This window comes from Nocardia sp. NPDC055050 (assembly GCF_053608345.1).
The window spans coordinates 372,238-397,352 of record NZ_JBSGVG010000002.1 but is presented as its reverse complement, the minus strand read 5'-3'; the positions used below and the strand labels follow the sequence as shown (position 1 = coordinate 397,352).

Genomic DNA, 25,115 nt, shown 5'->3' with positions numbered 1-25,115 from the left:
TCCGGCGGAGGTGTGGACATGCCCGATTCCCCTCGTGGATCCACCGATAAGGAGCCGGAGCGGCGCGGCGCCGTCTTGAACTCCACCGTTCCTGTGGCGCAGGTTTCCGGCGGACGCCTGATCGGGCCGGATACCGATACCTCGGTCCGGGTACCGCACACCGTCCAGGGCGGACCGGAGACGGTGATGGTGTCCCCTGCCACCGAATCAGCGGTCGAGACGCCACCCGATTCGCCGGAGCGGGCGGCGATGCGGGCCAGGATCAAGAAGTTCGTGCTCACTGTCGTCGTCATCGCCGCGCTCGGCGGCGCGCTGTTCGGCTACGACACCGGCGTCATCTCCGGCGTGCTCGTCTACCTCACGCCTGATTTCGCACTGAGCCAGACCCAGGTCGGCGTCATCACGAGTTCGCTGCTCATCGGCGCCGCGATCGGCTCGATCACCGGCGGCTGGATGGCCGACCGGTGGGGCAGGCGGACGACGCTGCTGTTCGCGGGCGCCCTGTTCTTCCTCGGCGCGCTCGCCCAGGCGCTGGCGCCCGATGCCACGGTCATGATCATCACCCGCCTTGTCCTCGGCGTCGCTGTCGGTACGGCCTCGCTGGTGGTCCCCATGTACGTTTCCGAGATCTCCCCGCCGACCTATCGCGGGCGCCTGGTGTCGATGAACTCGCTGATGATCGCCAGCGGGCAGTTGCTCGCCTACATCGTCAACGCGCTGCTCGCCCCGACCGGGAACTGGCGGCTCATGCTCGCGATGGCGGCGATTCCGGCGGCGGCGCTCGTGATCGGCATGTATTTCATGCCGGATTCACCACGGTGGTATCTGAAACAGGGTCGTACCGCCGATGCGAAGAAAGTGCTCGAACGGTCTTATTACCCGGAGAATGTCGAGCCGACGATCGCCGAGATCGAACAGTCCGAGGCCGCCGATGCGGCGGTCAAGGACAGTTTGAGCGACCAGTTGCGGAAACCGAAGGTGCGTGCGCTGTTCTACACCGGAATCGGATTGGCATTGATTCAGCAATTCGTCGGCGTCAATACCGTCATCTACTACGCGCCGTCCACTCTCGCTCAGGCGGGGATGGGTGACAATGCGGCGATCACCTCGTCGATCGGCATCGGTGTCGGCGCGGTGATCGGCGTGATGCTCGGCATGAGCCTGGTCGACAAGATCGGCAGGCGCCCACCGATGTTCCTCGGTCTGGCGATCATGGTCGTCGCGTTGGTCGGTATGGGTCTGATGGAACGTCTCACGCAGAGCACTGCCACCGGCTATGTGCTGGTGACATTGATGATCGTGTACGTCTGTGCCTTCCAGCTCGGCGTCGGGGTTCCCACCTGGTTGCTGATCTCGGAGATCTTCCCCGCCCCGATCCGCGCCACCGCGATGAGTATCTGCACCTTCCTCATCTGGATGGGCAATTTCACTGTCTCCCTGGTGTTCCCGCCGCTGGGCGAACTCTGGGGAGCGTCGACGATGTTCTTCCTCTTCGCGGTCGTTTCCGCGCTGTCGCTGGTGTTCTGCTATCGCCGGGTGCCCGAGACCATGGGTGAGTCCCTCGACGACATCACCAGCAAGGCGGAGAGCTGAAGCCCGTCCCACGGTTCCGCTATCGGTGCCGGCCGACCACGCCGAGCAGGCCGAGGGCGAAGTCCGCGTAGGCGGCGGCGATCTGTTCGGGAGAGGACGGGCCGTCGAGCCGGAACCACTGGGGCAGTGCGGTACACATCGTCGCGATGGCACGTCCCGCGTGGCGGGCCTGGGCGGTCGATCGGTTCGCCTCGGTCAGCGCGGCGTCGATGTCGGCATCGAGAAGGTATTGGATCTCGTTGCGGGAGGCGGTGATCCGATCACGATCGGCCGGGTTCAGGCTGCGCATCTCGCTGGCGCCGATGAAGGCGAGTTCGCGGTGGTGCGTGTGGAACAGGGCGAGCGCTTCGACGACACGGCTCACTCGTTCGCGGCCGTTCGTGCCGTCGAGGCGTGCCGCGCGCACCCGCCGGTGCAATTCGTCCATGGTCAGGTCGAGTGCGCGGACCAGCAGGTCTTGTTTGTCGCGGTAGTGGTGGTAGACACCGGGCACGCTCATGCCGGCCCGCGCGGCGATCGAGCGCATCGTGGCGCCGTGATAGCCGGTCTCGACGAAGGAATCGATGGCGGCGGCGAGCACCGGGTCGAGATCCAGGGGCGGGAACTCACGCCAGGAGTCCGGTGCGCCGGAGTCGGGCGATCCGGTTTCGCCGTGGGCGGGGCTCCCGGCGGGGTGGGTGGGGCGCGAATCGGTCGCGCGCGGTTCGGGGGGAGCAGCGCCGGTGGTGTGCCGGTCGCCGATCAGCCAGGCCACCGTCGTGCCCAGTTCGGCGGCGAGGGATCGCAGGCGCGGAACCGACGCGCCGGTCTTGCCTGTCTCGATGGCGCTCAGCGTGGCCGCGCTGACCCCGATTCGCTGCGCGGTCGCCCGTAGTGACAACCTCGCCGCGGTCCTCGCCTGACGCACCCGCGCTCCCACCGCCTGCTGTTCGGCTGCCGTCGAATCCATAATGTTCAGAATAGCTGAACATGCATCTTGGCCCTACCAGGCTTGTTGACAGCATTAATACGCGCGTGCGACTGTCGTAACAGATATTTGCCGAGCGATCGTTCGGCAACCGAGCCGAGGAGCGGACCCGTGCCGATCGACCTGTCCTATCCGTCCGAGGTGCAGCGGCTGGCCGACCGCACCCGTACCTTCGTCCGCGACCACGTGCTCGCGGTCGAAGACGCGCACGACGGCGACATCGCCGCGGCCGGTGGCGAGAAGCTGCGCCTCGAACTCCAGCAGGCCGCCCGTGACGCCGGTGTCTTCGCCCCGCACGCGCCGCTCGAATACGGTGGCCACGGTCTGGACATGTCGAACCGTGCCCCGGTGTTCGAGGAGGCGGGCTACTCGCTGTTCGGCCCGACGGCCCTCAATATCGCCGCCCCCGACGAGGGCAATGTGCACATGCTCGCCCATATCGCCGACCCGGAGCAGAAACAGCAGTTCCTCGCCCCGCTCGCTCGCGGCGAGGTGCGCTCGGCCTTCGCCATGACCGAGCCGGCGCCGGGTGCGGGCTCGGACCCCTCCGCGCTGAGCACCCGCGCGGTCCGTGCCGACGGCGGTTGGCGCATCACCGGCCACAAATGGTTCATCACCGGCGCCGACGGGGCGGGGTTCTTCATCATCATGGCCCGCACTTCGGGCGAGCCGGGCCGGCGCGGCGGCGCCACGATGTTCCTGGCACCCGCCGACAGCCCGGGCATTCGCGTCGGCCGCCATCTGGACACCCTCGACAAGTCGATGATCGGTGGCCACTGCGAGGTCTTCTTCGACGACCTTCTCGTCCCGGAGTCCGCGGTACTGGGCGAAGTGGACCGAGGCTTCGAATACGCCCAGGTGCGGCTCGGCCCCGCCCGCATGACCCATGTGATGCGCTGGCTCGGCGCCGCGCGTCGCGGTCATGACGTCGCGGTCGCGCACGTGGCGCACCGCGAGGGCTTCGGTTCGCGCCTCGGCGACCTCGGCATGGTCCAGAAGATGATCGCCGACAACGAAATCGACATCGCCGCCACCCGCGCACTGCTGACCCGTGCCTGCTGGGAACTCGACCGTGGCGAGCCCGCCGCGAATGCCACCTCGATCGCGAAAACCTATGCCGCCGAGGCGATCTTCCGCATCGTCGACCGGAGTATGCAGATGTGTGGCGGGCTCGGCGTCTCCGCCGATCTGCCGCTGGCGCGACTCTCGCGCGAGGTGCGCCCGTTCCGGATCTACGACGGTCCCTCCGAGGTGCATCGCTGGGCCATCGCCAAACGCGCGGTGAGCGCCGCCAAGCGGACGAAGCGGGACTCCGAATGACACTGCCGGGCATGGACATCGCCGCACTGGAACAGTTCCTGCGCGCCAACGGCGTCGAGGTGGAAGGCGAGCTGCGCGTCGAACTGATCAGTGGGGGCCGGTCGAATCTGACCTTCGCCGCCGCCGATGACGTCTCGCGCTGGGTGGTGCGCCGCCCGCCCGTCGCCGGGCTCACCCCGTCCGCGCACGATATGGCCCGCGAGTACACCGTCACCAGCGCGTTGCAGACATCGGCTGTGCCCGTGGCGAGAACGATCGCCTTCGACGCGACCGGATCCGCGCTGGGCGCGCCGATGACCGTCGTCGAGTTCGTCGACGGGACGGTGTTTCGCGACCAGGACGATCTGGCCGCGCTCACCGATGAACAGGTGGATTCGAGTGTGCGCGCGCTGGTCCGCGTCCTCGCCGATCTGCACGCGGTGGACCCGGGCGCTGTCGGTCTCGAATCATTCGGCAGGCCGACCGGTTTCGTGGCCCGGCAGGTCAAGCTCTGGGCATCCCAGTGGGAGCGGGTCAAAACCCGCGAGCTCGCGGATGTGGCAGCCCTGCATGCCGCACTGGCCGCCGCGATCCCGCCGGAGACATCGGGCTCGATCGTGCACGGGGACTTCCGCATCGACAATACGATCCTCGACAGCGCCGAACCGGAAAAGGTTCGTGCCGTGGTCGATTGGGAGCTGTCCACCCTCGGTGACCCGCTCACCGATGTCGCCCTGATGTGCGTCTACCGGTCGCCGATCTTCGACGTGATCCTCGGGACCCGTGCGGCGTGGACCAGCCCGCGCCTGCCGAGCGCCGACACTCTCGCCCAGGCCTACGCCACCGCGTCCGGGCGCGAGCTCGACAACTGGGGCTTCTACCTCGCGCTGGCGAACTTCAAACTCGGCATCATCGGCGAGGGCATCACCCATCGCGCCCATCAGGGTTCCGACACCGGTTCCGCCGCCGACCGGGCCGCCGAGGCCACCCCGGAGTTCATGGCGGCCGGCTTGCGCGCGCTGAAAGGATCCGCGTAGTACCGCCGCGCGGTCGCGCCGAACGCTGCCCGGCGGGCGCGCGAATCATCCGATGATCTCCGGGGGCAGGAACATCGCGCCGAGTTGCGCCGCGATCGCGCTGGTGTGATCGACGATGCGCTCGGCGTCCACGTCGAGCACACCGGAACGCCATGCGGACAGTAGCTCGACGAAGCCGCCGATGCCGGCCAATGTGCTCATCCGCATGGCGGTTTCGTCGACGTCGGGGCGCAGGTAGGGCCACGCGGCGGCGATGAGCAGATCGGTCGCGTCGGTGAGCATGGTCTTGCGGCGCTGTTCGAGCACGGCGCTGCCCGCGTGATCGGCCAGCAGAATCCGGGCACGACCGCGCAGATCGGTCTGCAATCCGACGGCGCAGGCGATGGCCGCGCGGGTGATCTCGAGGGGGGTCCGGTCGGCGTTCTCGGCGACGACGCTCGCCAGTTCGGCGAACACCCCGGCGCACACCTCGTCCCAGACCTCGGCCAGTAGTTCGTCGCGGTCGGCGAAGTGCTCGTAGAAGTAGCGATCGTTGAGCGAGGCCCGCTGGCAGACACCGCGCATGGTCACCGCGGCCCAGCCGTGGTCGAGCCAGATATCGAGGGCGGCCTCGACCAGGCCGATCCGCCGCTGCGCCCTGCGCTCCTCGGCGGTCCGCCCGCCCCAGGTCCGTGCCGGTGCGCGCACATCCATGGTTGACAAAGTACTCCTCCGCACGCCTAATTGGTGTCAGGTGCGGCCAATGGTGGCAGATGCCACCAATTAGAGCCTCGCCGGGTCGACCCGGGAGTTGCCATGCGATTGTTCCCCTTCGGCGGACACCGCCGAACCGCTGCCGCCGATGCTGTGGTGACCGGCGCGGGCAGCGGAATCGGACGTGCGTTCGCCGTCGAACTGGGTCGTCGAGGCGGGCGCGTCGTGTGCTCCGATATCGACCCCGACCGTGCGGCCGAAACCGCTGAACTGGTCGAGGCGGCGGGCGCCGAGGCGATCGGTACCCGTTGCGATGTCACCGTGATCGACGAGGTCGAACAGCTGGCGGCCACCGCGCAGGATTGGTTCGGCGGCCCGCCCACCGTTGTCGTCAACAACGCGGGCATCGGCGCGGGCGGACCGGTGGTCGGCGAGTTCGCCCTCGACGACTGGCACCGCACGCTCGGGGTGAATCTCTGGGGCGTGATCCACGGCTGCCATGTCTTCGCGCCGATCCTGCGTGCGGCTGGGCACGGGTCGCTGGTGAACGTCGCCTCGGCGGCCGCGTTCGGCGCGGCACCGCGGATGGCCGCCTACAACGTCAGCAAGGCGGGTGTGCTGGCGCTGTCGGAGACGATGTCGGCCGAGCTGGCCGGCACCGGCGTCGGCGTCACGGTGCTGTGCCCGACCGGCGTGAAAACCAACATCATGACCGCGGATTCGCCGATGGACGACACCGCCGAGCGGCTCGGCGGGCTGCTGCTGCGCTGGACCGGCCGCGCGCCCGCCGCCATCGCCCGCACCACGCTGGACGCGGCGGACCGCGGCGAGCTGTATGTGGTGCCGCAGCTCGAGGCCAAGGTGTTGTGGCAGGCCAAACGCTGGCTACCCGCGACCTACACCCGTTCGGCGGGCCTGCTGGAGCGGGTCGTGCGCTGATCCACACCGAAGGAGATCGAACAATGACGTTCGCCTACCCCGACATGCTCGCCACGATTCGCGCCAAGCAGTGGGCGCTGGCCGATATCGACTGGGACGCACCGGGCGCCGATACCATCACCGACGAGCAACGCCCGCGATTGGCCACCTTCATGGCCGACCTGGTGTGGATCGAACACGTCGGCGCGCGCGGCTTCGCCGCCCTGACCCGCCAGGCGCCACCCGGCCCACTGCGGGAGATCTACCGGTACTTCCACGCCGAGGAACAAAAGCACGCCAACGCGGAACTGGCGCTGATGCGCCGCTGGGGCATGCTCCCCGACGGCGAGGCGATGCCGGTGCCCAACAAGAACATTCGCCTCGTCATCAGCTGGCTCGACCGCTACGCCGACCAGCTGACCCTGCCCGTGCTCGGCACCGTCATCCCGTCACTGGAGACCGCCCTCGACGGCGCGCTGGTGAAGTTCCTGCTCGACGAGGTCGACGACCCGGTGTGCCACGAGGTGTTCCGGCACATCAACAGCGACGAATCCCGTCACCTCGCAGTAGGTTTCCAGGTTCTCGAACAACTCGGCGCGGGACCGCTGCGCCGAACCGTCATCGAGACAGCCGGTTTCGCGGTGCGCCCCTCGTTCGTGCTCGGCGCGTTGCTGTACGCGCCATTGCTGTCACGGATGTCGACCAACATCATGGCGCTGGGCCTCGACGAGGAGAAGCTGTGGCAGGCGGTGCGCCGTTTCGAGAACGTGGGGCAGCGCAGCCCGGCCATCCGCAAGCTCCCGCTCTACCACGTGGTGAAGATGCACGGGAAGGCCACGATTCACCGTCGTCAGCCGTTCCAGTTACTGGCCGATGTGTCCAACGCCTGCATCGATCGGTTCCCGATCCGGGTGCTCGGCCGCAGACCGTCCTGGTCCGACGAGCTCACCTACGAACCGGTGGCGAAATGACGACGCTGCGTTTCGCCGACACCTTCACCGGTTCCCAGGTGCACCGCACAGCCTTCGCGCCCCGGCACGAGTTCACCGGTCAGCGGGTCGCGATCATCGGTAGCGGGGCGGCCGCCGCGCGCCTGCTGCCCGGCATCGCCGCCGAGGCCGCACAGGTGACGGTGTTCCAGACCGAGGCGGTGTGGGTGCTCCCGCGCGTTCCGCTGCCTGTCGCGGCGATGCCGCAAAGACTCCTGCGACTCATCGCCGGTGTCAATCTGCGTGTCCAGGTGCGTGATTCGTGGTTGCGCCACCGCCTGACACCGGACGACACCGCGGGCGTCGCGGTGCACAACAGTTACTACCGCACCCTGCGGCAACCGCACTGCACCCTGGTGACCTGGCCGATCGCACGGTTGGTGCCGCTGGGCGTGCGCACCGTCGACGGCATCGAGCATCAGGTGGACAGCATCGTCTACGCCGAGGACGCGGGCTGTGTCGTGCGCACCGTCGCCCGGCCCCGCCGCCTGCATCCGTCGGCCGCACTCGTGAAGGAGATCGCATGAGCACCAAGGGAATCGACCACGAGATCGTCATCGTGGGCGCCGGCTTCTCCGGCATCGGCGTGGCGATCGAGTTGCGCAAGGCCGGGTTCGACGACTTCGTGATCATCGACGAGGCCGACGGCGTGGGCGGCACCTGGCACTGGAACACCTATCCCGGTGTCGCCGTGGATATCCCGTCGTTCAGCTACCAGTTCTCCTTCGAACAGCGCACCGATTGGTCACGGGTCTACGCGCCCGGTCGCGAACTCAAGGCCTATGCCGAATCGTGCGTGGACAAGTACGAACTCCGCCCGCGCATCCGCTTCGGTACCACCGTGGTCGGCGCGGATTTCGACGAGCGGGCCGACCGCTGGGTGCTGCACACCACCGACGGCGACGATCTGACCGCACGGTTCGTGATCAGCGCGACCGGTGTGCTCACCCGCCCCAAACTGCCCGATATCCCCGGCATCGAAGGCTTCGCGGGCGCGACCATGCACACCTCGCGCTGGGATCATCGCCAGGACCTGCGGGGCAAGCGGGTGGCGATCATCGGCACCGGCGCCTCGGCGGTCCAGGTGATCCCGGAGATCGCCTCGCAGGTGCAACATCTGACGGTGTTCCAGCGCACGCCGATCTGGTGCCTGCCGCGCCCGGACCTGCCGCTGCCGCTCGCCGCCCGGCTGGCGCTGAAGGTCCCCGGCGGACGGACCGTGACCCGCCTGGTGAGTCAGACCTACGTGGAGGTCACCTTCCCGCTCGCCGCCCACTATCACCGCTCGCTGCCCACCGCCGCCATCGGCGAACGCGCGGGCCTGGCCCATCTGCGGCGTCAAGTGAAAGACCCCGTCGTCCGGGACGCGCTGACCCCGCGATACGCCCTCGGGTGCAAACGGCCGAGCTTCTCCAACGACTATCTGTCGACCTTCAACCGTGCGAACGTGACCCTGGAAACCGCGGCGATCAGCGAGATCACCGCCACCGATGTGCGCACCGCCACGGGTGCCGAACATCGCGCCGACGTGCTGATCCTCGCCACCGGCTTCAAGGTCATGGAATCGGGCAATATGCCGACCTATGACCTGCACGGCGTCGGTGGCCGCGATCTGGAGACCTGGTGGGACGAGAACCGGCTGCAAGCCTACGAGGGCGTGAGCGTCCCCGGCTTCCCGAACTTCTTCTCCATCATCGGCCCCTACGGCTACAACGGGGCCTCCTATTTCACCCTGATCGAGAACCAGACCCGCCACATTTTGCGCTGCCTGCACCACGCCAGGGCCAACGACGCGGACCGCATCGAGGTCACCGAGGAAGCCAACGACCGCTACTTCCGTGAGATGCTCGCCCGCCGCGGCGGCCAGGTGTTCTGGGACGAAAGCTGCGTCACCGCCAACAGCTACTATTTCGACAAACACGGCGACGTCCCCCTACGACCCACCTCCACCATCGAATCTGCTTGGCGCAGCAGTCATTTCCCACTCACCGACTATGTCTTCTCCTGATCGCACCGGCCGACTCGGGCGGCGCGCAGTTCGACCTCATATGACAGGCGATCGCAGCAGCGCCGCATCGATCTCGTCGAGGTAGGTGCGAACCGGGCCTACGCTGAGAAGTCCACTCTGTGCCGTTGTTTCGGCCGCCGCGGGGGCCAGCTGGGTCCGGGCTCGGCGCATGGTCTCGCGATCGCCGACGGCGGTGGCCGCGTGTGCCACGATGGCCCACAGTGCTTCGAACAGCAGGTCGCGCGGCGGGGATGTCATGGTGTGCAAGGCCTCTCGCGCACCGTCGAGCTCGCCCCGCGTGACGAGGAGGATGGGTTCGACCCAGGTTTTATAGGGACCCCAGTCCGTCTCGGGGTCGATCGTGGCGATCCTGCCGGTCTCGCGCCGCCGCAGAGCCAGGCTCAGCCGCGCCAGTGGCAACAGGCCACGGTCGAGTCCCGGCATGCCTGCTCCGGTGAGTGAGGCGGCCGCCGTTGCGTACGCGGCTTCCGCAACCGCGAGGTCTGTTGTCGCACTGGCCTGTAAGGCGCGGTACCAGGTGGTGAACACCTCCACCAGCGGCAATTCATAACGCCGCGCGAGCGCGTCCGCGGCATCGGCGTGTCGGTCGGCGCCCATGTAATCCGCTGAGGCGCAACGTGTTTGGATGAGGATGAGGTGGCCGAGAACCTCGTAGGTCGCGAGTTTGCTGGTGGCCGCCACCGCGATGATCTCGGTGCCGACAGCGTCGCGCCGGTGCGCCAGTCCCGCTCGCTGAAAGCTCTGCATGAACACACCGTTGAGTGCGAAGGCCAGCAGGGCGGGGTCGTGCAGACGCCGGGCGATCTCCTCGGCCTGACGGGCGGCACGCAGCGGGCGCAGTCCCGCCTCGGTCGGATCGTCCACCGGCAGAGCGCCGCGCGATTCGACAGCGATGGTCGCCAGCAGCCTGGCTCGATCGGCATCGTCGTGGGCGGGCAGGCGCAGGAGCGTCTTCTCGGCGATGCCCACGAGGCGTCGATCCTGCGCCGGGTCGTCGGAACGGGTCCAGATCGCGGGGACATCGTAGATGCCGATCACCCGCGCGGTCAGCTCGGCGTCACCGAGGTCGTCGGCGGCGACAACCGCCGAAATCCGGTGGGCGCGTGCGGCCGCCAGGCCGCCGCCACCCGTGACCGCGAGATCGCGCATCAGGCCCGCGGTCGATTCCAGCCGCGTCCTCGTACGCGGCGGGACCGCGCTGTCGTAGGCGGCACGCGCCTGTTCCCACACCCGTGCCGTGGGGTCGGTCGCGACCGGGTCGAGGTAGTCGGCCTGGCGGAGCAGGTCGTGTTCGAGGCGGCGCAACGCCGGTCCAGGGTCGATGCCCAGATCCTCGGCCAGCATCCGCCGCGCCCTGGCGAGGACCGCGAGCGCGTCGGCCTGGCGGCCCGAACGGTAGAGGGCCGTGGCCAGCAGCCCCCACGCGTCTTCACGCCAGGGATGTTCGGCGACGTGCGCGTCGAGGTCGGGAACCGCCGCGGCGGCGGCACCCAGTGCCAATTGCGCCGCCCCACGACGCTCGACGGCCAGCAACCGCTGCTCGGTGAGCCGCGACCGTTCGGCCTGCGCCCATCCGGCGTCGGCGAAGTCGGTATAGGCAGGCCCTTGCCACCAGCTCAGTGCGGCGGTGAGCAGCGAGAACGACGCTTCCGGCGGCAGGGTTGCCGCCGAACGCACCGCATCGTCGAATCGCCACGCGTCGACATCCGCCGGTTCGGGTCGCAGCGCGTAACCGAGCCCCTCGGTGACGAGCAGACGTGGCGGGGTGCGGGGCGGACGATCCGGTTCCAGTGCGCGCCGCAATCCGGCGACGAAGGTACGGACCGCACCCACCGCGTTCAGGGGCGGCTCGTCCCACAGATCCTCGACCAGGCGACCGACCGGAACGACCCGCCGGTGCGCGAGGATCAGCCGTGCCAGCACCTCGCGGTAGCGCGGACCGCGCAGCGCGACCGGCGCACCGCGGTCGTCGTGCGCGATGACCGGTCCGAGCACCTGAAACCGCATCAGGCCAATGTAGTGCGCGTTCATCGGCTGCTCATCGCGACACCGCACGCTCGAACTCGATCCGCGCAGACCCCGCGGAACACCCTTCGAACGAAGCGAGAGCCCACGCGATGACCCGCACCATTCCCGGTTTCGACTACCACCGCGTCCCGGTCGCCGACGACGTCGCCCTCAACGTCGCCGTCGCCGGTGCGGGAACCCCGATCGTGCTGCTGCACGGCTTCCCACAGACCCACCTGATGTGGCGTCACGTCGCCGCCGACCTGGCGGCCGACCACACAGTGATAGTCCCCGACCTGCGCGGCTACGGCGACAGCGACAAACCCGCGGAATCCGGCACCGGCACCTACTCCAAGCGGAGTATGGCCGCCGACATCGTCGCTGCCGCCGCTGTCTTCGGTCACGACCGCTTCGCGCTCGCCGGTCACGACCGCGGCGCCTTGGTGGCCTTCCGCGCCGGGCTCGACCACCCCGCCGCGGTCACCCATCTCGCCTGCCTGGACGTGCTGCCCACACTCGACATGTGGGACGTGCTGCACGGCTCGACCGCCGCCGTCGGATTCCACCTGTACCTGATGGCACAGCCGCCCGGACTGCCAGAACAGATGATCGCCGCCAGCGCCGACGCGTTCTTCGCCTACTTCCTCGACCAGTGGGCGAAGACTCCGGACGCGATCCCCGCGCCCGTGCGCGCCGCGTACCTCGACGCCTGTCGCGGCGCTGTCCCCTCGATCGTGGCCGACTATCGTGCTTCGGCAACCATCGATATCGACCACGACCGCGCCGACCGCGCGGCAGGCGCCAGGCTGTCCATGCCCGTCACGGTCATGCAGCAGGACTGGGGCGCCGCGCTCGGATACGAAGCGGCGGCACTGTGGTCGAGCTGGGCGCCCGACCTCGACCACCGCACCGTCGACGCGGGTCACTTCATGGCCGAGGAGGACCCCCGGACCGTCACCGCCGCCCTGCGCGAGCTTCTCCGGCGCTGAGGTCGGCGCGGCACCGCTCAGTACGAGACGGTGAAGCGCAGGCCGACGAAAGTGTTGTCCTCCAGCGCGTCGACGATCGCGCTCGCGTAATCGCCCACGCTGATCCGGCTTTCACCAGCGGCGTCCACGATCGGGGTGTCGCGAGCCTCGGACCGATAGACGCCGGTCGCCTCGCCGGGGACCAGGTGCACCGGCGGCGGGCTGACGTAGGACCACCGGACCGGGGAGTCGGCGGCACGCAGAATTTCCAGCGCCTCGCTCTGGTCACGGGCCGTCTCCAGGTACTGGGCGGGGAACTCGGCAGAATCGAGGAAACGCTGTCCCGGTGCGTATTCGAGGCTGCCGCCACCGCCGAGGAACACCAGGCGGTCGACCCCGGCGAGGGGCAGGGCTGCCAGGAGGGTCTCGGCGCCACGCGGCACCAGTCGGTCATCGCCCTTGACCGCCGCGACGACGGCGTCGTGTCCCGCGACGGCATTCTTGACCGAGGCCGCGTCGGTGACATCCACCGTATCCCGGCCGAGTGCGGTGACCTGCATACCGCGAGCGGTCGCCGCGCGGACAACCGCACCGCCGAGATTGCCCGTGGCGCCGATGACAGCGATCCTCATCGGCTGGCGCCGGCGCAGACCCTCCACGAAATCACTGATGAGCGGGGCGATTTCGGGAAGGCTCTCCTCGAGCGCGAAATGGCCGGTCTCGAAGAGATGGATGGTGGCGTCGGGGAGATCGCGGAGGTAGGCGTTAGCGCCCGCCTCGGGGAAGAAGGCGTCATTGCGACCCCACAGCACCAGCGTCGGCGGCCGGTGCTCGCGCAACCACTGCTGCCACACCGGGTAGAGCGCCACATTGGTGTGGTAGTCGAGGGCCAGGTGTACCTGCGCGTCCTTGCGGCCGGGGAGGTCGAGAAAATGCTGGTCCAGGGTCCAGCCGTCGGGTGCGACGAGTTCGAGATCGGTGGTGCCGCCCTCGTATTGGCCGCGGGTGACGGGCAGTTCGAGGATCTGGCGAACGTTGTCCTGTGCGCCCGGCTGTCCCGGCTTGTTCGCGGTCATCGCGCGTGCCATGTCGGACAGGCCTTCGTCGTAGGTGTTCGCGTTCTGCACGATCAGCCCCGCGATCCGCGTGGGGCGGCGGGTGGCCAGACGCAGGCCGACCGGTCCGCCGAAGTCGAAGGCGTACAGCACGAATCGGTCCAGGCCGATCGCGTCGACGAAGCCTTCGACGATGTCGGCCAGCCGTTCGAAGGAGTAGACGAAACCGTCGGGGACCTCGGTGTGCCCGAAACCGGGATAGTCGGGGGCGATCAGCCGGAATCGGCCACCGAGGGCGTCCATGAGCCGTCGGAACTGGTGCGAGGCCGACGGAAAGCCGTGCAGGAGAAGCAGTGTCGGTGCGTTCGCGGGTCCGGTCTCTCGATAGAAGACCCGCACCCCGTCGACCTCGACGACCCTGTGCCTGATATGTGGGACGGTCACTACCGCCATGTCGAAACCGGCCTCTCTGAACATATTTCGTAGACGGATCCATGATCAACTGTTCGCCGGGCGTGATCAACGCCGAACTGGCCGGGCGTGGCATCCAGGGCACCGTGCGGGACGGCGTGTGGCCTCGGCTATCGCGGCAGAAGTTGAAGGATGCCCCGGGTGGCCCGGCGAAACGGTTCGCTGGACTGTGCGCCGCGAGCAAGGACATAGGCGCCCTGTCGGACAGCGAGAATCGTGGCGGCGAGGTCGTCGACATCGAGGTTCGGGTCGAGTTCCCCGTTTCGTCTGCCCTCGGCGAGGACTTGCCGGATCTGATCCTGGATCCAGTCGAACGTCGTGGCTATCGGTTCTCGTAGCGAATCGTCGTCCACCACTGCCGCGTCTTGGACGAGCCGCCCGAGTCGGCAACCGCGCAGCACATTTTCGTCGAGGGTCAAGAATGCCGAGACCTTCTCGCGGGTGGTGGACCCGCTGTCCAGCCGGGCGGTGATCTGGTGTTTCAGCTCGTCGCTCATCTGCAGCTCGGCAGCGACGGCCAGGGCCGCCTTGCTGCGAAAATGGTGGTACATGCTGCCTTGTCCGGCACCGGCGAGCTCTTGGACCGCTCGCGGACTCGTGCCCGAGTAGCCGCGTTCCCACAGCAGGGTGTGCATGCTCTCGATCAATCGCTCGGACGCGGTCATCGCCCAACTGTACCTATCAGTAGGTACAGTGGCGATCTGTACTCATAGGTACAGGATCGACGAAAGGCAGCGCGATGGGGGCAGCGGGTTCGGAACGGGCGTCGGTGACAGCGGACGAGTCCGCGCAGTCGGGCAGGAGTCGCGAGCGGTCGCCGAACACAACCGCCGCCCTGGCCGCACTCTGCCTGGGGTTCTTCATGATTCTGCTGGACGGCAGCGCGCTGAATATCGCGTTGCCGTCGATTCGGGCCGAGACAGGCGGGTCGATGGTGGCCGTGCAGTGGTTGGTGAACGTCTACACAATTCCGCTGGCCGCGCTGCTGCTCAGCGCGGGAACGCTGGCTGATCGGCTCGGCGCCCGCCGGGTGTTCGCCTGGGCGCTGGGCGGATTCACCGTCGCGTCGCTGATCTGCGCTGTGAGTGCGACCTTGCCGGTGCTCCTCGTCGCGCGGTGCTTTCAAGGGATCTTCGCCGCCGGAGTCCTGCCCACCACGCTGGCGATCATCGCCCGGATGTATCCGGACGCGACGCAGCGCGCACGCGCGATCACCGTGTGGGGCGCGACCGGCGGTGTCGCACTGGTTGCCGGGCCGATCGGTGGCGGACTGCTCACCGAGGTACTGGGCTGGCGATCCATCTTCTTGCTCAACGTGCCGATCGGAGCGACGGCGCTGTGGCTGACCTGGCAGCACATCGCCGAAACCGCACGCCGTGACGACGGATCCTTCGACTGGACGGGCCAACTCCTGGCGATTGCGGGTCTGGGGGCACTCGTCGGCGGTCTGATCGAAGGTGGTGAACGGGGCTGGTCGTCGCCGTTGACGCTGGTACTCCTTGCCGCGTCCGTGCTCTTCCTGGTGGGGTTCGTCGGGGCCGAATCGCGGGTTCCGTCGCCGGTCCTGCCGTTGACGATGTTGCGCAGCGCACCCTTCTCCGCTTCGATCGCGAACGGGTTCGCTTTCCAATTCGGCGCCTACGGCCTGCAATTCATGCTCGCGGTGTTCCTGCAGACACAGTGGGGCTACGACGCCCGCACCACTGGATTGTTCTTCCTGCCGTTCGCTGTTCTGTGGACGTTCGCGACCCTGGTACTCAACCGCCGGTGGGCGGACCGTGGGATGAGGTGGTTGCTGATCACGGGGTCCCTCACCGCTGGGGTCGGGGCTGTCATGTGTTCGGCGGTGGGAGAGCCGGACAGGTGGCCCGCCGTGCTGTTCGGCTCCGCGGTCGTCGGATTCGGCTGCGGACTGTTCGGGCCCAGCTGCAACGGTGCGGCGATGGCCTCCGCGGAGCCGCGCTGTGCCGGTCTCGCATCTGGAGTCCTCAACACCTCGCGTCAGGTCGGAATGGCGATCGGGATCGCACTGTTGGGTGGGTGCCTGGCTGCTCCGGATCCGATCATCGGTGCGCGCATCGGGATCATTCTGACAGCCGTGTGTTTCGTCGCGATCGCCGTGCTGAGCTCGCGCTACGTGCCGCGTCGCAGCGCGGCGCAGTGATCCGACGCGGTCCGGACCAGCGTGATACCGACCGCGCAATCGGGTCAGGTTCCGGAGGCTCGGTGTTCGGCGCGGTGGGTGAGTGCGTCGACGATGCGTTGCCAGGCGGGGGAGGACTCCGCGATGCGGGAAGCGACCAGTTCGGTGGAGCGGGTGGGGCCGCGGGTGTGGGCGATTTCCCAGGCGTCGAGGTCGTCGATGAGGCGGTCGAGGCGGGGGTCGTGGGGGTGCCAGTCGACCGATTCATCGACCGCGCGGTACAGGCGGATGGTTTCCGGGTCGTCGAATTCGGCGTTCTTCTCCCGGACCCGGTGCGGGATCGCGTCGGCGTCCAACGCGTGCAACAAGATCCAGGCGTCACGCTCGAGGCGGATCCGTTGTTCGCTGATGCCGAGACCCCGCATCCGGTTCAGCAGGGCGACCACCTCGCCGGGGAGGAAAAGGCTTTCGCCGCTTGCCAGTTCGGCGATCCGCTGGCGGTACTCGGCGAGCTGATCGATCTTGCGCCCGAGCGCGGTGTCGATCTCGCTGATGGCCGTGGCGAATTCGGCCGGTTGGGCGTGGAGCAGCGCGTCGATCCGGGACAGCGGAACGCCCGCGTCGGCGAGGGTTCTGATCCGGATGAGATCGACCGCCGCCTGCGCGGGGTAGCGGCGATAGCCCGAGGCGTCGCGCTCGGGCTCGGGCAACAGGCCGACCTGGTGGTAGTGGCGTACGGTGCGCACGGTCACGCCGGCGGTCGCCGCGAGTTGGCCGATGGTGAGCACCGCGCCGATCCTAGCGGCGACGAACCTGGTCGATGACATCGCGGATCGCCTCGACCACGGCATCGGGGCGATCGAAGCAGAGCCGGTGGTGCACGGTGTCGGAGAGAATGCGCTGTTGCCCCTGGGAAACCCCGCGCACCATCGCCGCGTCCATTCGCCGCCTGCCGTCGTGGATCTCGGCCAGCGCCTCGGGCGGCTGGTGCGGGTCCGGGCCCAGCACGCTGAGCGCCACCAGCGGAATATCGGGAATGTTGGGCCCGGCGTGCAATTCGGCGGCCAGTTCCGGCAATCCGTTGCGCTCGGCGAAGCCCGCCCGGATCCACTCGTCGCTCGCCTTCGCCTCCGTCAATGCTCGCCGCACCGGTTCCGGGTAGTCCGCGAGCAGCCCGGCGGCCATTTCGCGAAGGGTTGTACGCAGGCGTTCGAGCTGCTCGGCATCGGGTGCGGGCGCCGCGGCCGCGGCCAGTCCCATCGCCGGTGGCATGAACTGGTCCCAGTCTCGGTGCAAGCCGTCCATCCAGACCAGTCCGGCCACGTGCTGCGGGTACAGCTGCGCGAACCGGTGCGCGTAGAGGCATCCGAGTGAGTGGGCAGCGAGAACATAAGGGCCCGAGAGTTCGTCGAGAGTGCCCAGCAGCTGGTGCAATTCTGTGGCGACCGCGGTGGCGGTGCGGGGCAGGGGCAGCGGATCGCTGTAGCCGGTGCCGCCGCGGTCGTACACCACGGCGCTGGTGAACTGCGAAACCTGCTGCTGCACACCGAAATAGTCGAGGCCGACCGCACTCGCGCCGGGCAGGAAGACCACCGCCGGTCCACCACTGCCCGACCGATGGACGAAAAGGCGATTGCCGTCGATCTCGGTGAACCCGCCGACCGGCGGTGCGGGCTTCGTCGAGGAGATGTCGTTGTTCGTCATGCGACAAGGGTGCAACCCTGACGCTGCGTCAAGGTCAACCTCTGCGTCGGCTACAGCGCGAGCGGAGGCGCGGCGGCAGTGAGTGTGGTCGGCGGGCGGTAGGTACGCCACGCTTGCGCGAGGCGATCGACTGCGGTGGTGAGGGTCTCCAGCGGATGCAGGAAGTGGATCCGCAGATAACGTTCGCTGCCGCCGGTCGGATCGAGCCCACCGCCGGCCAGGATCGAAATACGGTGTCGAAGTGCGGCTTGTGCGAAGGAGGCGCCATCACCGTGCGGTAGCCGGATCCAGAGCGTCTGTCCGCCCCGGACCCGCGCCACGTCCCATTCGGGAATCCGGCGCGCGAGCTCGGCACACAGGTGGTCGTGGCGGCGCTCGCGTTCGGCGGCCTGGGTGCGCAGCATGCCGTCGCGGCGGGGGAGTAGCTCGGCCGCGGCCAGCTGGGCGGGAAGATTGCCGCCGAGATCATGCACCGCGCGCAGTCTGGCGAGCTTGGCCACGACAGGGGTCGCCGCGCGTATCCAGCCGATACGTAGTCCGCCCCAGACGCTCTTGCTCAGCGAACCGACGGTGATCACGGTGTCGGCGAACACGGCAAGCGGCGGCGGAGTCTCCTGGCCCGGGAAACCGAGTTCGGCGAGCACCTCGTCATCGATCAGCGGAATCCCTTCTGCTGCTGATTTTTCCGCGAGACCGCGGCGCACGAGCGTGGAAAGCACCGACCCTGTCGGGTTCTGAAAGGTGGGGATCACGTAGGCGAGTGCGGGCCGACGGTCTCGGATCGCGCCCGCGAAACCGTGCAGTCCGGGCGGCAGTCCGGAGACGACCGCTGCCTCCGCGCGAAAGGCTTCCAACGCCCCCGGGTAGGTCGGGGCTTCCACGAGGACGTGATCGCCGGGCCGAAGGTAAGCCCTGGCGAGCAACGACAGTGCTTGTTGCCCACCGGCGGTGACGAGGATCTGTCCGGCCTCGGTCGGCAGCCCGCGCCCCCGGTAATACGCGGCGACGGCCTCCCGAAGCGTCGGATGGCCCGACGGGTAGTAGCCGATGTCGTCGGTCGTCGCGGCCAACGCGGGCAGCATCGCCGCGTAGGACTCGGCCAGTTCGACCGGCGGCCGGTCCGGTGCCGCGCAGGCCAGCGAGATCACGTCGGATCGTGGCTCGAGCAGGTCGAGAAACATCGGCTCGCTCGTGGTCGCCGGCGGGTCGATCCGTGGCGTCCCCGCGACCCGGGTGCCACTGCCCTGCCGCCGCACGATCCGGCCTTCGTCCTGCAGCAGGTCGTAGGCCGCTACCACGGTGCTCCGCCCGACCGACAAGGCGACGGCGAGTGTCCGATCCGGCGGCAGCAGCACCCCCGGCGCCAGTTCCCCGTCCTCGATCAGCGCGCGCAACCCCGCTGCGAGCAGGGCGTACAGCGGCCCACGCCCCGCCGACCAGCGGCCGAGCCGATCTGTCACGTCAATTGGTTCCATAGGCAGACCAATTATGCTCGATTGGCGCTGGATCGTCGCCCCGCGCGGCCCGACGATGATCACCATGACAGCCTCGAGCACCACCGGTTCCGTCTCGATCCCCGCGGCCATCGCAGCCCTGCCCGGCCCGTTCCAGCAGCACGAGCTGGCAACGGTCAACGACACCGTCGTCCGCGTCGCCCGGCTGGCGGGTGAGTTTCCCTGGCACCACCACGACGAAGACGAACTCTTCCTCTGCTGGGACGGCACGTTCCGCGTCGAACTGGCAGACCGCGCACCCGTGATCCTGCGACCCGGCGAATTGTTCGTGGTGCCCAAAGGAATTCGGCACCGGCCGGTCGCCGACGAGGTCGCGCACGTGCTCTTGATCGAGCGCCCGGAGACCGCGCAGTACGGCAACTAAACGCGTGCGCACGTCACACCCGCGAGGTCACCGTCCCGGCTTCGACGGGCACCGTGCGAAGGAGTTCGGCCACCTCGGTGGGTGTGGCGGACGGAAAGAGCTGCCGCACACCGATCATCGCCAGGAGCCGATCCTGATCGGCACCGACGCCCATCCGCGACACCACATCGTGGGCGGCGCGGTTGGCCTCGGCGATCTCGTCGGCTTTGCTCAAGCGGGTGAGGTTCTCGCCCACGATCTTGTCGAGGTCGGTGGAACGCTTGTAGAACAGCGCGGTGATCCCGACCGGCACCGCGCCCATGATCGAGGTCGCGGCGGCGGCGTCGCGATTGCCGAACGCCACCATCGACGCCGCGGCGAGAACCACCACCACGCCGCAGCAACCGCTGATCATGTACGCCCAGAAGAACGCCGTGCTCTGCGCCATCGCGCTGCGTACCTGGCGAAGGTATTCCTCTGTTCGATGACGCGGCGTCCCGGTGTCGCCGGTGGCCGGATCCGCCGGTTCCGAGACGACCGGGGCAGCGGTGTCGCCGGTCATGGTGACTTCGATGGCCCGCTTGCTGACGCGGCGACTGAATGTCGCGGAGAACCACGCAGACACCGCGGCGATCATCGTGGGGATCAGACCACCCACCCCGATCAAGGCCAAGACTTCGTCCACCGTATTCCCCCGAATCGAGCGCCGACACCCCTGTAACGTTCACGCGCACTCTACCCCGCGCCGGTTGTCTACTCGCACAAGGTGATCGGTGTTCATCGTTCGGCTGTCGGTTTGGTTGCCGGGTCGAAGAGGAACGAGATCCGCTCCATCCTGGGTTGACGCTGGGTGTTGTGGAAGGCCGCGATGCGCCACTGGTCGTCGGGTTCGCGCACCAGGGTGTAGGTCTGGGTTTTGGACAGTTCGGCGGGCTTGTCGTCGTCGTAGCGGTCGCCGCGGCTGGTGACGATGGCGACGTCGGCGCCGTAGAAGCGGGCATCGAGGAAGGAGTCCGCGAGCTTGGAGCCTTTCAGGAAGCCGTTGAACAGTGCGCGATGCGCCTCGGTCAGATCCGCGCGGCCCTGGTAGTGGGTGCCGATAAACGTTGTGTAGGTGGCATTTTCGGTGAACGTGGCGCCGAAGGCATCGGCGTCGTTGCGGTCCCAGGCGGCGGTCATCGCGCTGAGCGTGGCGCACACCGCACGCAGATCGGATTCGGTGCCGCCGTCGGGGACGAGGCTCGCGCACTCGGTGACGCCGATGTTGCGCACCTCGGAGGTGTAGCCCAACCACAGGTAGCCGGCGGCGCCGACAAGGCCGAGCACGAGGGTGGTGGCACCGAGCGCTCGCCCGATGGTGCGCCGTCGGGATTTGGTGGGGCGGATGGTGGCGATGGTGGTCATGGGGCGCCTCTCGATTAACTCTGCCTAAAAGAAGTATCTGCGTATAGGAAGAGAGTATGGGCACGATTGATCGCTTGTCAACGGCGAGTGGTGAACATGTGAACAAGAAGTCTTGTTAGAAACAAGTCACCGTGCTGTAATCAGCGTCACCTAGACAGAGGAGACGCCATGCAGCGCAGCGCGGCAGCCACCGTTCGCCCGGGGTGGGGACGCAGGCTCGGAACGAGGTGGGCGGCGGTGCCCTTGGCGGCGGTGTGCCTGGCGATATCGAGCGTCGGCACCGCCGCCGGTGACCCGTATCCGAGTTTCCCGCCGGATCAGAACCAGCTCCCGCAGCTGCCCGCCGAACCCCAGCTCTACGACATGCTGCCGATCCCGGTGCCCGCCGAGGATCCCTGGTACGACGACCCGGCGGACCTCGATTCCTATGCGCCCGGACAGATCATCCGTTCCCGAACGGTGCAGACACGCCTGCTCGGCCTACCCTTCCCGGTGCATACCGAACAGCTGCTGTTCCGGAGCAACGACGTGCACGACAACCCGATCGCGACCGCGACCTCGGTGATCGTTCCCGGTATCCCGTGGTCGGGCAGTCCGCGGCCGGTGGTGTCCTTCCAGGAAGCCATCGACGCGACCGATTCGTCGTGCAACCCGTCCTACACATTGCAGACAGGCACGATGAAAGAGGCTGCGCTGGCGGTGTATTGGCTCGCACAGGGGTTCGCGATCAATGTCGCCGACTTCGACGGCAAGTTCAACACCTTCAACACCTACGACGAAGGCAAAATGGTGCTCGACAGCCTGCGCGCCATGAAGAACTCGGCATTGGGCCTGACGGACTCCGGGATCGCGCTCTACGGGTACTCCGGCGGCGGCTCCGGTTCGATCCGGGCGGCTGAACTCCGCGAGAGCTACGCCCCCGATGTGCGGTTGCTCGGCACCGCGGTGGGTGGATTCCCCGCCGATCTGCGAGCCCAGGCCCAGTACGCGATCGCCCAGCGGCCGGGCCTTACCGGCGCCGGTAATTTCACGATGTGGCTCGGGTTCGCCGCGTTGTCGCGGGAATTTCCCGATCAGTTCGACGCGAAGGAATTGCTGACCCCGGAAGGGCAGGCGATCGTGGCGGATATGCGCAGTCGTTGCGTTTACACGATCGCCGCTGCCGGCGCGTACCGGCCGATCAGTGCCTATTTCCAGCCGGGGAAGTCACTCGAAACGGCACCGGGGGTGATGGAGGTTCTCGCGGACCAGAGTCTGGGACACCATATTCCGGACAGCCCGATCTTCTGGTGGCACGGAATCTGGGACGAACTGATCCCGACGTCGGCGGTACTACCGACGGTGCACGACTACTGGAACCGGGGCGCGGATCTGCGGTTCTACACGATGCCGCTGCCGGAACACATCGTCAATGCCGTCGCGGGCTGGCCGCCCGCGGTCGCCTGGACCAGTGCGGTGCTGCGCGGTCTCCCGCCGGGCGAGCGATTCAAAGCCGATATCCCGCTGCCCAACTGAAACGAAAACAGCACGGCGCGCGGAGGGAATGCGCGCCGTGCTGTCGACGAACCGAAACTTTACGCCGAGGCCTGCTCATAGGCCGAGATGACGTCCGCCGAGATCCTGCCGCGGCTGGACACCGTGTGTCCGTTCTGCGAAGCCCACGCCCGGATCTCGGTGAGATCGTTGCGACGGGTGGATTCTGCCGCCGGTGCCGCGCCGAGACGACGTGCGGCGCCTGCCTTCGCGCGGCCGGTGCGACGCGCGTACGGAACCCACTGTTCGAACACCTCACGCAACTGTGCCGCGTTGGCATCCGACAGGTCGATTTCGTAGGCCGCCCCATCGATTCCGAATGTGACAGTCGCATCGGCAGCGGACGTGCCATCGAAATCATCGACAAGTGTGACAACGACTTTGCGCGCCATGGGAGTCCTGTTCGTTCGGGTGCCGAGAATTACCGTCGTTGATCTTAGTTGACGACGACGCGGGTTATTCGCTCGGCATCAGTGGCGATCAGCTCGCCCGGCGTTGCGGCTCACCGCGGTAGCGGGTGTAGCCGCCGTCGACTTTCAGTAGCTTCCACAGCTGTCGGGTCACCGGGTTCATCATGCCGAGTTCGTCGACCAGCGTTCGGATGTCGCCGAAGAATCCGCTGAGGATCTGACGGGAGGTGGGGCTGCGCCAGAACGCGTCGTCGAATACCTCGTCGGGGATGTCGAACTTGGTGGCGAAGGATTTCGACGGCTTGACCAGTTCGTCGGCCAGCCAGCGCATCGCGATCGGGAACGCCACCGCACAGACCGCGGTGCGCACCGGGCCCATGCGGGCGATGTGGGTGCGCAGGAACTCGTTGGCGAACGAGATGTGGCGCGCCTCCTCGGCGATATGGATCTGCATGATCCGCAGGAGGGCGGGCTGGGTCTCTTTGTCGGAGCGGATCAGCGCCTTCTGATAGTGATCGATCGGCTCCTCACCGCCGAGGATGCCGATGAACAGAATGGCCCAGAAGTAGCCGCCCGCGACACCGATGAACGGTGACATCACCCGGAACATCGGCCGCATGCCCGGCACATCGTCGCCGATGCGATTGACCAGCTCCTGGAACATCTGGATGTGGTTGCACTCCTCGGTCATCTCGTGGAGGCAGTACCGGAATTCGGGAGAGCCGTTGGGCAAGGTCATGGCGTACTGCATCATCCCGCGGATCAGGATGGATTCGAATGCCAGCCCGACCTTGGCCGCGTTGGCTTGTCGCCACCGCCCTATCTCGATCCGGCGCTCCAGCGGCAGGTTCTGATACCAGCTCGTGGCGCCGAGCGGGTCGAGCTCGCCGGAGAGCTCCCAGCGAGGATCGTCGCGATCGATCGCGAGTTCCGGTGCGTCCCAGTCGATGTCGAGGTAGGGGTCGAACCGGCGATGGACCGACCCTTCCGACAGTGTGTGCAGGGTTTCGGCGTACTCGGCAGCCGCGGTTTTCGAGAACGTCATTGTTTCTCTCCGTTGTCACCTGGACAGCCATCGAGCGGCTGATCCTCAATGTAAATGTAACGCACTGTCGCAGGTAATTCTAGGGGGAGTCAGTCGGCGCGCGGGATGCGTCCGTCGACGTCGGTGAATCCGTAGTCCTCGGCGAGGTCGGCGACTTTCCATGACTTCCCGGAGCGAGTCGACCGGCCCGGGTCGGCGGCCAGTGCCACCACGGCGCGCCCGGGGAACCGCGGGGTCTCGGCGGCATCGAGATCGAAGGAGCCCTCGCCGGGCAGCGTCACCCGGCGGTGACCGTGTTCGTCGGCCGGGACCAGTTGCAGCAGTTCGGTATCCACGATTCCCGGCCAGATCGAGACGGCGGTCGCACCGGTGCCGTTCAGATCGTGGGCGAGGTCGGCGGTGAGGCGATCCAGCGCGGTCTTGCCGACGCCGTAGACGGCATTGTGCATGTACCGCCGCGCGCCGGGGGAGGAGACATTGACGATGAGCCCGGCCGACTCGATCAACAGTGGCGCGGCGAAAACGCTGGCCACGTAGTGCGATCGCACGCCGATTTCGAAGGTCTCGTCCCAAGCCTTGGGCGGCACGTCCCAGAACTTGCGGCCCAGCCAGCGGGCGGCGGCGGGGGAGTTGTAGACGTTGTTGACCAGCACGTCGAGACGGCCCTGTTCCTCGCGGACCCGGGCGAACAGCTTTTCGACCGCATCGTCGTCGCGGTGATCGCAGACCGCCGCGACACCGTGCCCGCCGAACTCGGTGACCATCGCGGCGGTCTCCTGCACGGTGCCGGGCAGTCTGCCCGGCTCGGTGGTGCGCCCGGTGACGTACACGGTCGCGCCTGCCGCGCCCAGTTCGAGGGCGATGCCTTTGCCGATGCCACGACTTGCCCCGGTGACGACCGCGACGCGCCCGGCCAGAATCTTGGGTGTTCCGCTCATGACCTCCGGACACTACCGTCAAATCAGAACACGTTCTAGAAATTGGAGGCGGTAG

24 protein-coding genes are annotated in these 25,115 nt (G+C 67.7%); 11 read left to right on the top strand and 13 right to left on the bottom strand.

The window, feature by feature from the left end; genetic code table 11:
- Positions 1-18 precede the first annotated feature (18 nt).
- Positions 19-1,593, top strand: a complete 1,575-nt coding sequence (locus ACWGCN_RS04350) for a sugar porter family MFS transporter (RefSeq protein ID WP_452459237.1) — start codon at positions 19-21, stop codon at positions 1,591-1,593.
- A 19-nt stretch (positions 1,594-1,612) separates the two neighbouring features.
- Here the strand turns inward: ACWGCN_RS04350 and ACWGCN_RS04345 are convergent, their stop codons facing one another.
- Entirely contained in the window at positions 1,613-2,542 is a 930-nt protein-coding gene (locus ACWGCN_RS04345) for a TetR family transcriptional regulator (protein WP_452459238.1), read from the bottom strand.
- 129 nt (positions 2,543-2,671) lie between these two features.
- Here ACWGCN_RS04345 and ACWGCN_RS04340 point away from each other — a divergent pair, with 129 nt between their 5' ends.
- Both ACWGCN_RS04340 and ACWGCN_RS04335 read left to right on the top strand, forming a co-directional pair.
- Entirely contained in the window at positions 2,672-3,880 is a 1,209-nt protein-coding gene (locus ACWGCN_RS04340) for an acyl-CoA dehydrogenase family protein (protein ID WP_452459239.1), read from the top strand.
- Entirely contained in the window at positions 3,877-4,896 is a 1,020-nt protein-coding gene (locus ACWGCN_RS04335) for a phosphotransferase family protein (RefSeq protein WP_452459240.1), read from the top strand. The genes ACWGCN_RS04340 and ACWGCN_RS04335 overlap by 4 nt, the downstream gene beginning before the upstream one ends.
- 45 nt (positions 4,897-4,941) lie before the next feature.
- On the opposite strand, the gene ACWGCN_RS04330 is transcribed toward ACWGCN_RS04335, so the two are convergent.
- A complete protein-coding gene (locus ACWGCN_RS04330) occupies positions 4,942-5,589 on the bottom strand; it encodes a TetR/AcrR family transcriptional regulator (protein WP_452459241.1) in 648 nt (215 codons plus the stop codon).
- 102 nt (positions 5,590-5,691) lie between these two features.
- Here ACWGCN_RS04330 and ACWGCN_RS04325 point away from each other — a divergent pair, with 102 nt between their 5' ends.
- Genes ACWGCN_RS04325 through ACWGCN_RS04310 form a run of 4 tightly spaced genes read left to right on the top strand, consistent with a single transcriptional unit; the run spans position 5,692 to position 9,504 of the window.
- Entirely contained in the window at positions 5,692-6,528 is an 837-nt protein-coding gene (locus tag ACWGCN_RS04325; RefSeq protein ID WP_452459242.1) for an SDR family NAD(P)-dependent oxidoreductase, read from the top strand.
- 23 nt (positions 6,529-6,551) lie between these two features.
- Entirely contained in the window at positions 6,552-7,478 is a 927-nt protein-coding gene (locus tag ACWGCN_RS04320) for a ferritin-like domain-containing protein (protein ID WP_379313058.1), read from the top strand.
- The gene (locus tag ACWGCN_RS04315; protein ID WP_452459243.1) at positions 7,475-8,023 is read left to right on the top strand and encodes an NAD(P)/FAD-dependent oxidoreductase; all 549 of its coding nucleotides are present in this window, start codon (positions 7,475-7,477) and stop codon (positions 8,021-8,023) included. The genes ACWGCN_RS04320 and ACWGCN_RS04315 overlap by 4 nt, the downstream gene beginning before the upstream one ends.
- Positions 8,020-9,504, top strand: coding sequence for a flavin-containing monooxygenase (locus ACWGCN_RS04310; RefSeq protein ID WP_452459244.1), 1,485 nt, complete (start codon positions 8,020-8,022; stop codon positions 9,502-9,504). The genes ACWGCN_RS04315 and ACWGCN_RS04310 overlap by 4 nt, the downstream gene beginning before the upstream one ends.
- A gap of 36 nt (positions 9,505-9,540) precedes the next feature.
- On the opposite strand, the gene ACWGCN_RS04305 is transcribed toward ACWGCN_RS04310, so the two are convergent.
- Positions 9,541-11,532 (bottom strand): AfsR/SARP family transcriptional regulator, encoded by a 1,992-nt coding sequence (locus ACWGCN_RS04305; protein WP_452459245.1) that lies wholly within the window; start codon positions 11,530-11,532, stop codon positions 9,541-9,543.
- 110 nt (positions 11,533-11,642) lie between these two features.
- On the opposite strand from ACWGCN_RS04305, the gene ACWGCN_RS04300 reads away from it, so the two are divergent.
- Positions 11,643-12,521 carry an alpha/beta fold hydrolase gene (locus ACWGCN_RS04300; RefSeq protein ID WP_452459246.1) on the top strand — a complete coding sequence of 293 codons (879 nt, stop codon included), beginning with the start codon at positions 11,643-11,645 and terminating at the stop codon, positions 12,519-12,521.
- Between the two features lie 17 nt (positions 12,522-12,538).
- Here the strand turns inward: ACWGCN_RS04300 and ACWGCN_RS04295 are convergent, their stop codons facing one another.
- Both ACWGCN_RS04295 and ACWGCN_RS04290 read right to left on the bottom strand, forming a co-directional pair.
- Positions 12,539-14,008: an alpha/beta fold hydrolase gene (locus ACWGCN_RS04295; protein ID WP_452459247.1), complete on the bottom strand. Its 1,470-nt coding sequence runs from the start codon at positions 14,006-14,008 to the stop codon at positions 12,539-12,541.
- Between the two features lie 128 nt (positions 14,009-14,136).
- Complete coding sequence (locus ACWGCN_RS04290; protein ID WP_378995120.1) at positions 14,137-14,691, bottom strand: TetR/AcrR family transcriptional regulator; 555 nt, start codon at positions 14,689-14,691, stop codon at positions 14,137-14,139.
- Positions 14,692-14,795: 104 nt separating this feature from the next.
- Here ACWGCN_RS04290 and ACWGCN_RS04285 point away from each other — a divergent pair, with 104 nt between their 5' ends.
- Complete coding sequence (locus tag ACWGCN_RS04285) at positions 14,796-16,190, top strand: MFS transporter (protein WP_452528964.1); 1,395 nt, start codon at positions 14,796-14,798, stop codon at positions 16,188-16,190.
- A 44-nt stretch (positions 16,191-16,234) separates the two neighbouring features.
- On the opposite strand, the gene ACWGCN_RS04280 is transcribed toward ACWGCN_RS04285, so the two are convergent.
- From ACWGCN_RS04280 to ACWGCN_RS04270, 3 genes are read right to left on the bottom strand one after another with little or no spacing between them, the layout of a single operon-like run.
- On the bottom strand, positions 16,235-16,996 hold the full coding sequence (locus tag ACWGCN_RS04280; protein WP_452459249.1) for a MerR family DNA-binding transcriptional regulator: 762 nt from the start codon (positions 16,994-16,996) through the stop codon (positions 16,235-16,237).
- A complete protein-coding gene (locus ACWGCN_RS04275; RefSeq protein ID WP_452459250.1) occupies positions 16,968-17,873 on the bottom strand; it encodes an alpha/beta fold hydrolase in 906 nt (301 codons plus the stop codon). The genes ACWGCN_RS04280 and ACWGCN_RS04275 overlap by 29 nt, the downstream gene beginning before the upstream one ends.
- A gap of 50 nt (positions 17,874-17,923) precedes the next feature.
- Positions 17,924-19,333: an aminotransferase-like domain-containing protein gene (locus tag ACWGCN_RS04270; protein WP_452459251.1), complete on the bottom strand. Its 1,410-nt coding sequence runs from the start codon at positions 19,331-19,333 to the stop codon at positions 17,924-17,926.
- A 79-nt stretch (positions 19,334-19,412) separates the two neighbouring features.
- Between ACWGCN_RS04270 and ACWGCN_RS04265 the strand changes: the two genes are divergently transcribed.
- Positions 19,413-19,751, top strand: coding sequence for a cupin domain-containing protein (locus tag ACWGCN_RS04265; protein WP_387448639.1), 339 nt, complete (start codon positions 19,413-19,415; stop codon positions 19,749-19,751).
- Positions 19,752-19,764: 13 nt separating this feature from the next.
- On the opposite strand, the gene ACWGCN_RS04260 is transcribed toward ACWGCN_RS04265, so the two are convergent.
- Together ACWGCN_RS04260 and ACWGCN_RS04255 are read right to left on the bottom strand one after the other, a co-directional pair.
- A complete protein-coding gene (locus ACWGCN_RS04260) occupies positions 19,765-20,415 on the bottom strand; it encodes a TRADD-N-associated membrane domain-containing protein (protein WP_452459252.1) in 651 nt (216 codons plus the stop codon).
- Between the two features lie 92 nt (positions 20,416-20,507).
- On the bottom strand, positions 20,508-21,134 hold the full coding sequence (locus ACWGCN_RS04255; protein WP_452459253.1) for an SgcJ/EcaC family oxidoreductase: 627 nt from the start codon (positions 21,132-21,134) through the stop codon (positions 20,508-20,510).
- 168 nt (positions 21,135-21,302) lie between these two features.
- On the opposite strand from ACWGCN_RS04255, the gene ACWGCN_RS04250 reads away from it, so the two are divergent.
- The gene (locus tag ACWGCN_RS04250) at positions 21,303-22,649 is read left to right on the top strand and encodes a lipase family protein (protein WP_452459254.1); all 1,347 of its coding nucleotides are present in this window, start codon (positions 21,303-21,305) and stop codon (positions 22,647-22,649) included.
- A 59-nt stretch (positions 22,650-22,708) separates the two neighbouring features.
- Here the strand turns inward: ACWGCN_RS04250 and ACWGCN_RS04245 are convergent, their stop codons facing one another.
- The 3 genes from ACWGCN_RS04245 to ACWGCN_RS04235 form a co-directional block, all read right to left on the bottom strand.
- Positions 22,709-23,059 (bottom strand): histone-like nucleoid-structuring protein Lsr2, encoded by a 351-nt coding sequence (locus tag ACWGCN_RS04245; RefSeq protein ID WP_378630144.1) that lies wholly within the window; start codon positions 23,057-23,059, stop codon positions 22,709-22,711.
- An 88-nt stretch (positions 23,060-23,147) separates the two neighbouring features.
- The gene (locus ACWGCN_RS04240; protein WP_378995102.1) at positions 23,148-24,122 is read right to left on the bottom strand and encodes an AurF N-oxygenase family protein; all 975 of its coding nucleotides are present in this window, start codon (positions 24,120-24,122) and stop codon (positions 23,148-23,150) included.
- Positions 24,123-24,211: 89 nt separating this feature from the next.
- Positions 24,212-25,060 (bottom strand): SDR family NAD(P)-dependent oxidoreductase, encoded by an 849-nt coding sequence (locus tag ACWGCN_RS04235; protein WP_378995100.1) that lies wholly within the window; start codon positions 25,058-25,060, stop codon positions 24,212-24,214.
- Positions 25,061-25,115 lie beyond the last annotated feature (55 nt).

Bases quoted from the DNA above. Each gene is read 5' to 3' on its own strand.
- ACWGCN_RS04350 (WP_452459237.1), top strand. From the start codon at position 19: ATGCCCGATTCCCCTCGTGGATCCACCGATAAGGAGCCGGAGCGGCGC.
- ACWGCN_RS04345 (WP_452459238.1), bottom strand. From the start codon at position 2,542: ATGGATTCGACGGCAGCCGAACAGCAGGCGGTGGGAGCGCGGGTGCGT.
- ACWGCN_RS04335 (WP_452459240.1), top strand. From the start codon at position 3,877: ATGACACTGCCGGGCATGGACATCGCCGCACTGGAACAGTTCCTGCGC.
- ACWGCN_RS04330 (WP_452459241.1), bottom strand. From the start codon at position 5,589: ATGGATGTGCGCGCACCGGCACGGACCTGGGGCGGGCGGACCGCCGAG.
- ACWGCN_RS04325 (WP_452459242.1), top strand. From the start codon at position 5,692: ATGCGATTGTTCCCCTTCGGCGGACACCGCCGAACCGCTGCCGCCGAT.
- ACWGCN_RS04320 (WP_379313058.1), top strand. From the start codon at position 6,552: ATGACGTTCGCCTACCCCGACATGCTCGCCACGATTCGCGCCAAGCAG.
- ACWGCN_RS04315 (WP_452459243.1), top strand. From the start codon at position 7,475: ATGACGACGCTGCGTTTCGCCGACACCTTCACCGGTTCCCAGGTGCAC.
- ACWGCN_RS04310 (WP_452459244.1), top strand. From the start codon at position 8,020: ATGAGCACCAAGGGAATCGACCACGAGATCGTCATCGTGGGCGCCGGC.
- ACWGCN_RS04305 (WP_452459245.1), bottom strand. From the start codon at position 11,532: ATGCGGTTTCAGGTGCTCGGACCGGTCATCGCGCACGACGACCGCGGT.
- ACWGCN_RS04300 (WP_452459246.1), top strand. From the start codon at position 11,643: ATGACCCGCACCATTCCCGGTTTCGACTACCACCGCGTCCCGGTCGCC.
- ACWGCN_RS04295 (WP_452459247.1), bottom strand. From the start codon at position 14,008: ATGGCGGTAGTGACCGTCCCACATATCAGGCACAGGGTCGTCGAGGTC.
- ACWGCN_RS04290 (WP_378995120.1), bottom strand. From the start codon at position 14,691: ATGACCGCGTCCGAGCGATTGATCGAGAGCATGCACACCCTGCTGTGG.
- ACWGCN_RS04280 (WP_452459249.1), bottom strand. From the start codon at position 16,996: ATGTCATCGACCAGGTTCGTCGCCGCTAGGATCGGCGCGGTGCTCACC.
- ACWGCN_RS04275 (WP_452459250.1), bottom strand. From the start codon at position 17,873: ATGACGAACAACGACATCTCCTCGACGAAGCCCGCACCGCCGGTCGGC.
- ACWGCN_RS04265 (WP_387448639.1), top strand. From the start codon at position 19,413: ATGACAGCCTCGAGCACCACCGGTTCCGTCTCGATCCCCGCGGCCATC.
- ACWGCN_RS04255 (WP_452459253.1), bottom strand. From the start codon at position 21,134: ATGACCACCATCGCCACCATCCGCCCCACCAAATCCCGACGGCGCACC.
- ACWGCN_RS04250 (WP_452459254.1), top strand. From the start codon at position 21,303: ATGCAGCGCAGCGCGGCAGCCACCGTTCGCCCGGGGTGGGGACGCAGG.
- ACWGCN_RS04245 (WP_378630144.1), bottom strand. From the start codon at position 23,059: ATGGCGCGCAAAGTCGTTGTCACACTTGTCGATGATTTCGATGGCACG.
- ACWGCN_RS04240 (WP_378995102.1), bottom strand. From the start codon at position 24,122: ATGACGTTCTCGAAAACCGCGGCTGCCGAGTACGCCGAAACCCTGCAC.
- ACWGCN_RS04235 (WP_378995100.1), bottom strand. From the start codon at position 25,060: ATGAGCGGAACACCCAAGATTCTGGCCGGGCGCGTCGCGGTCGTCACC.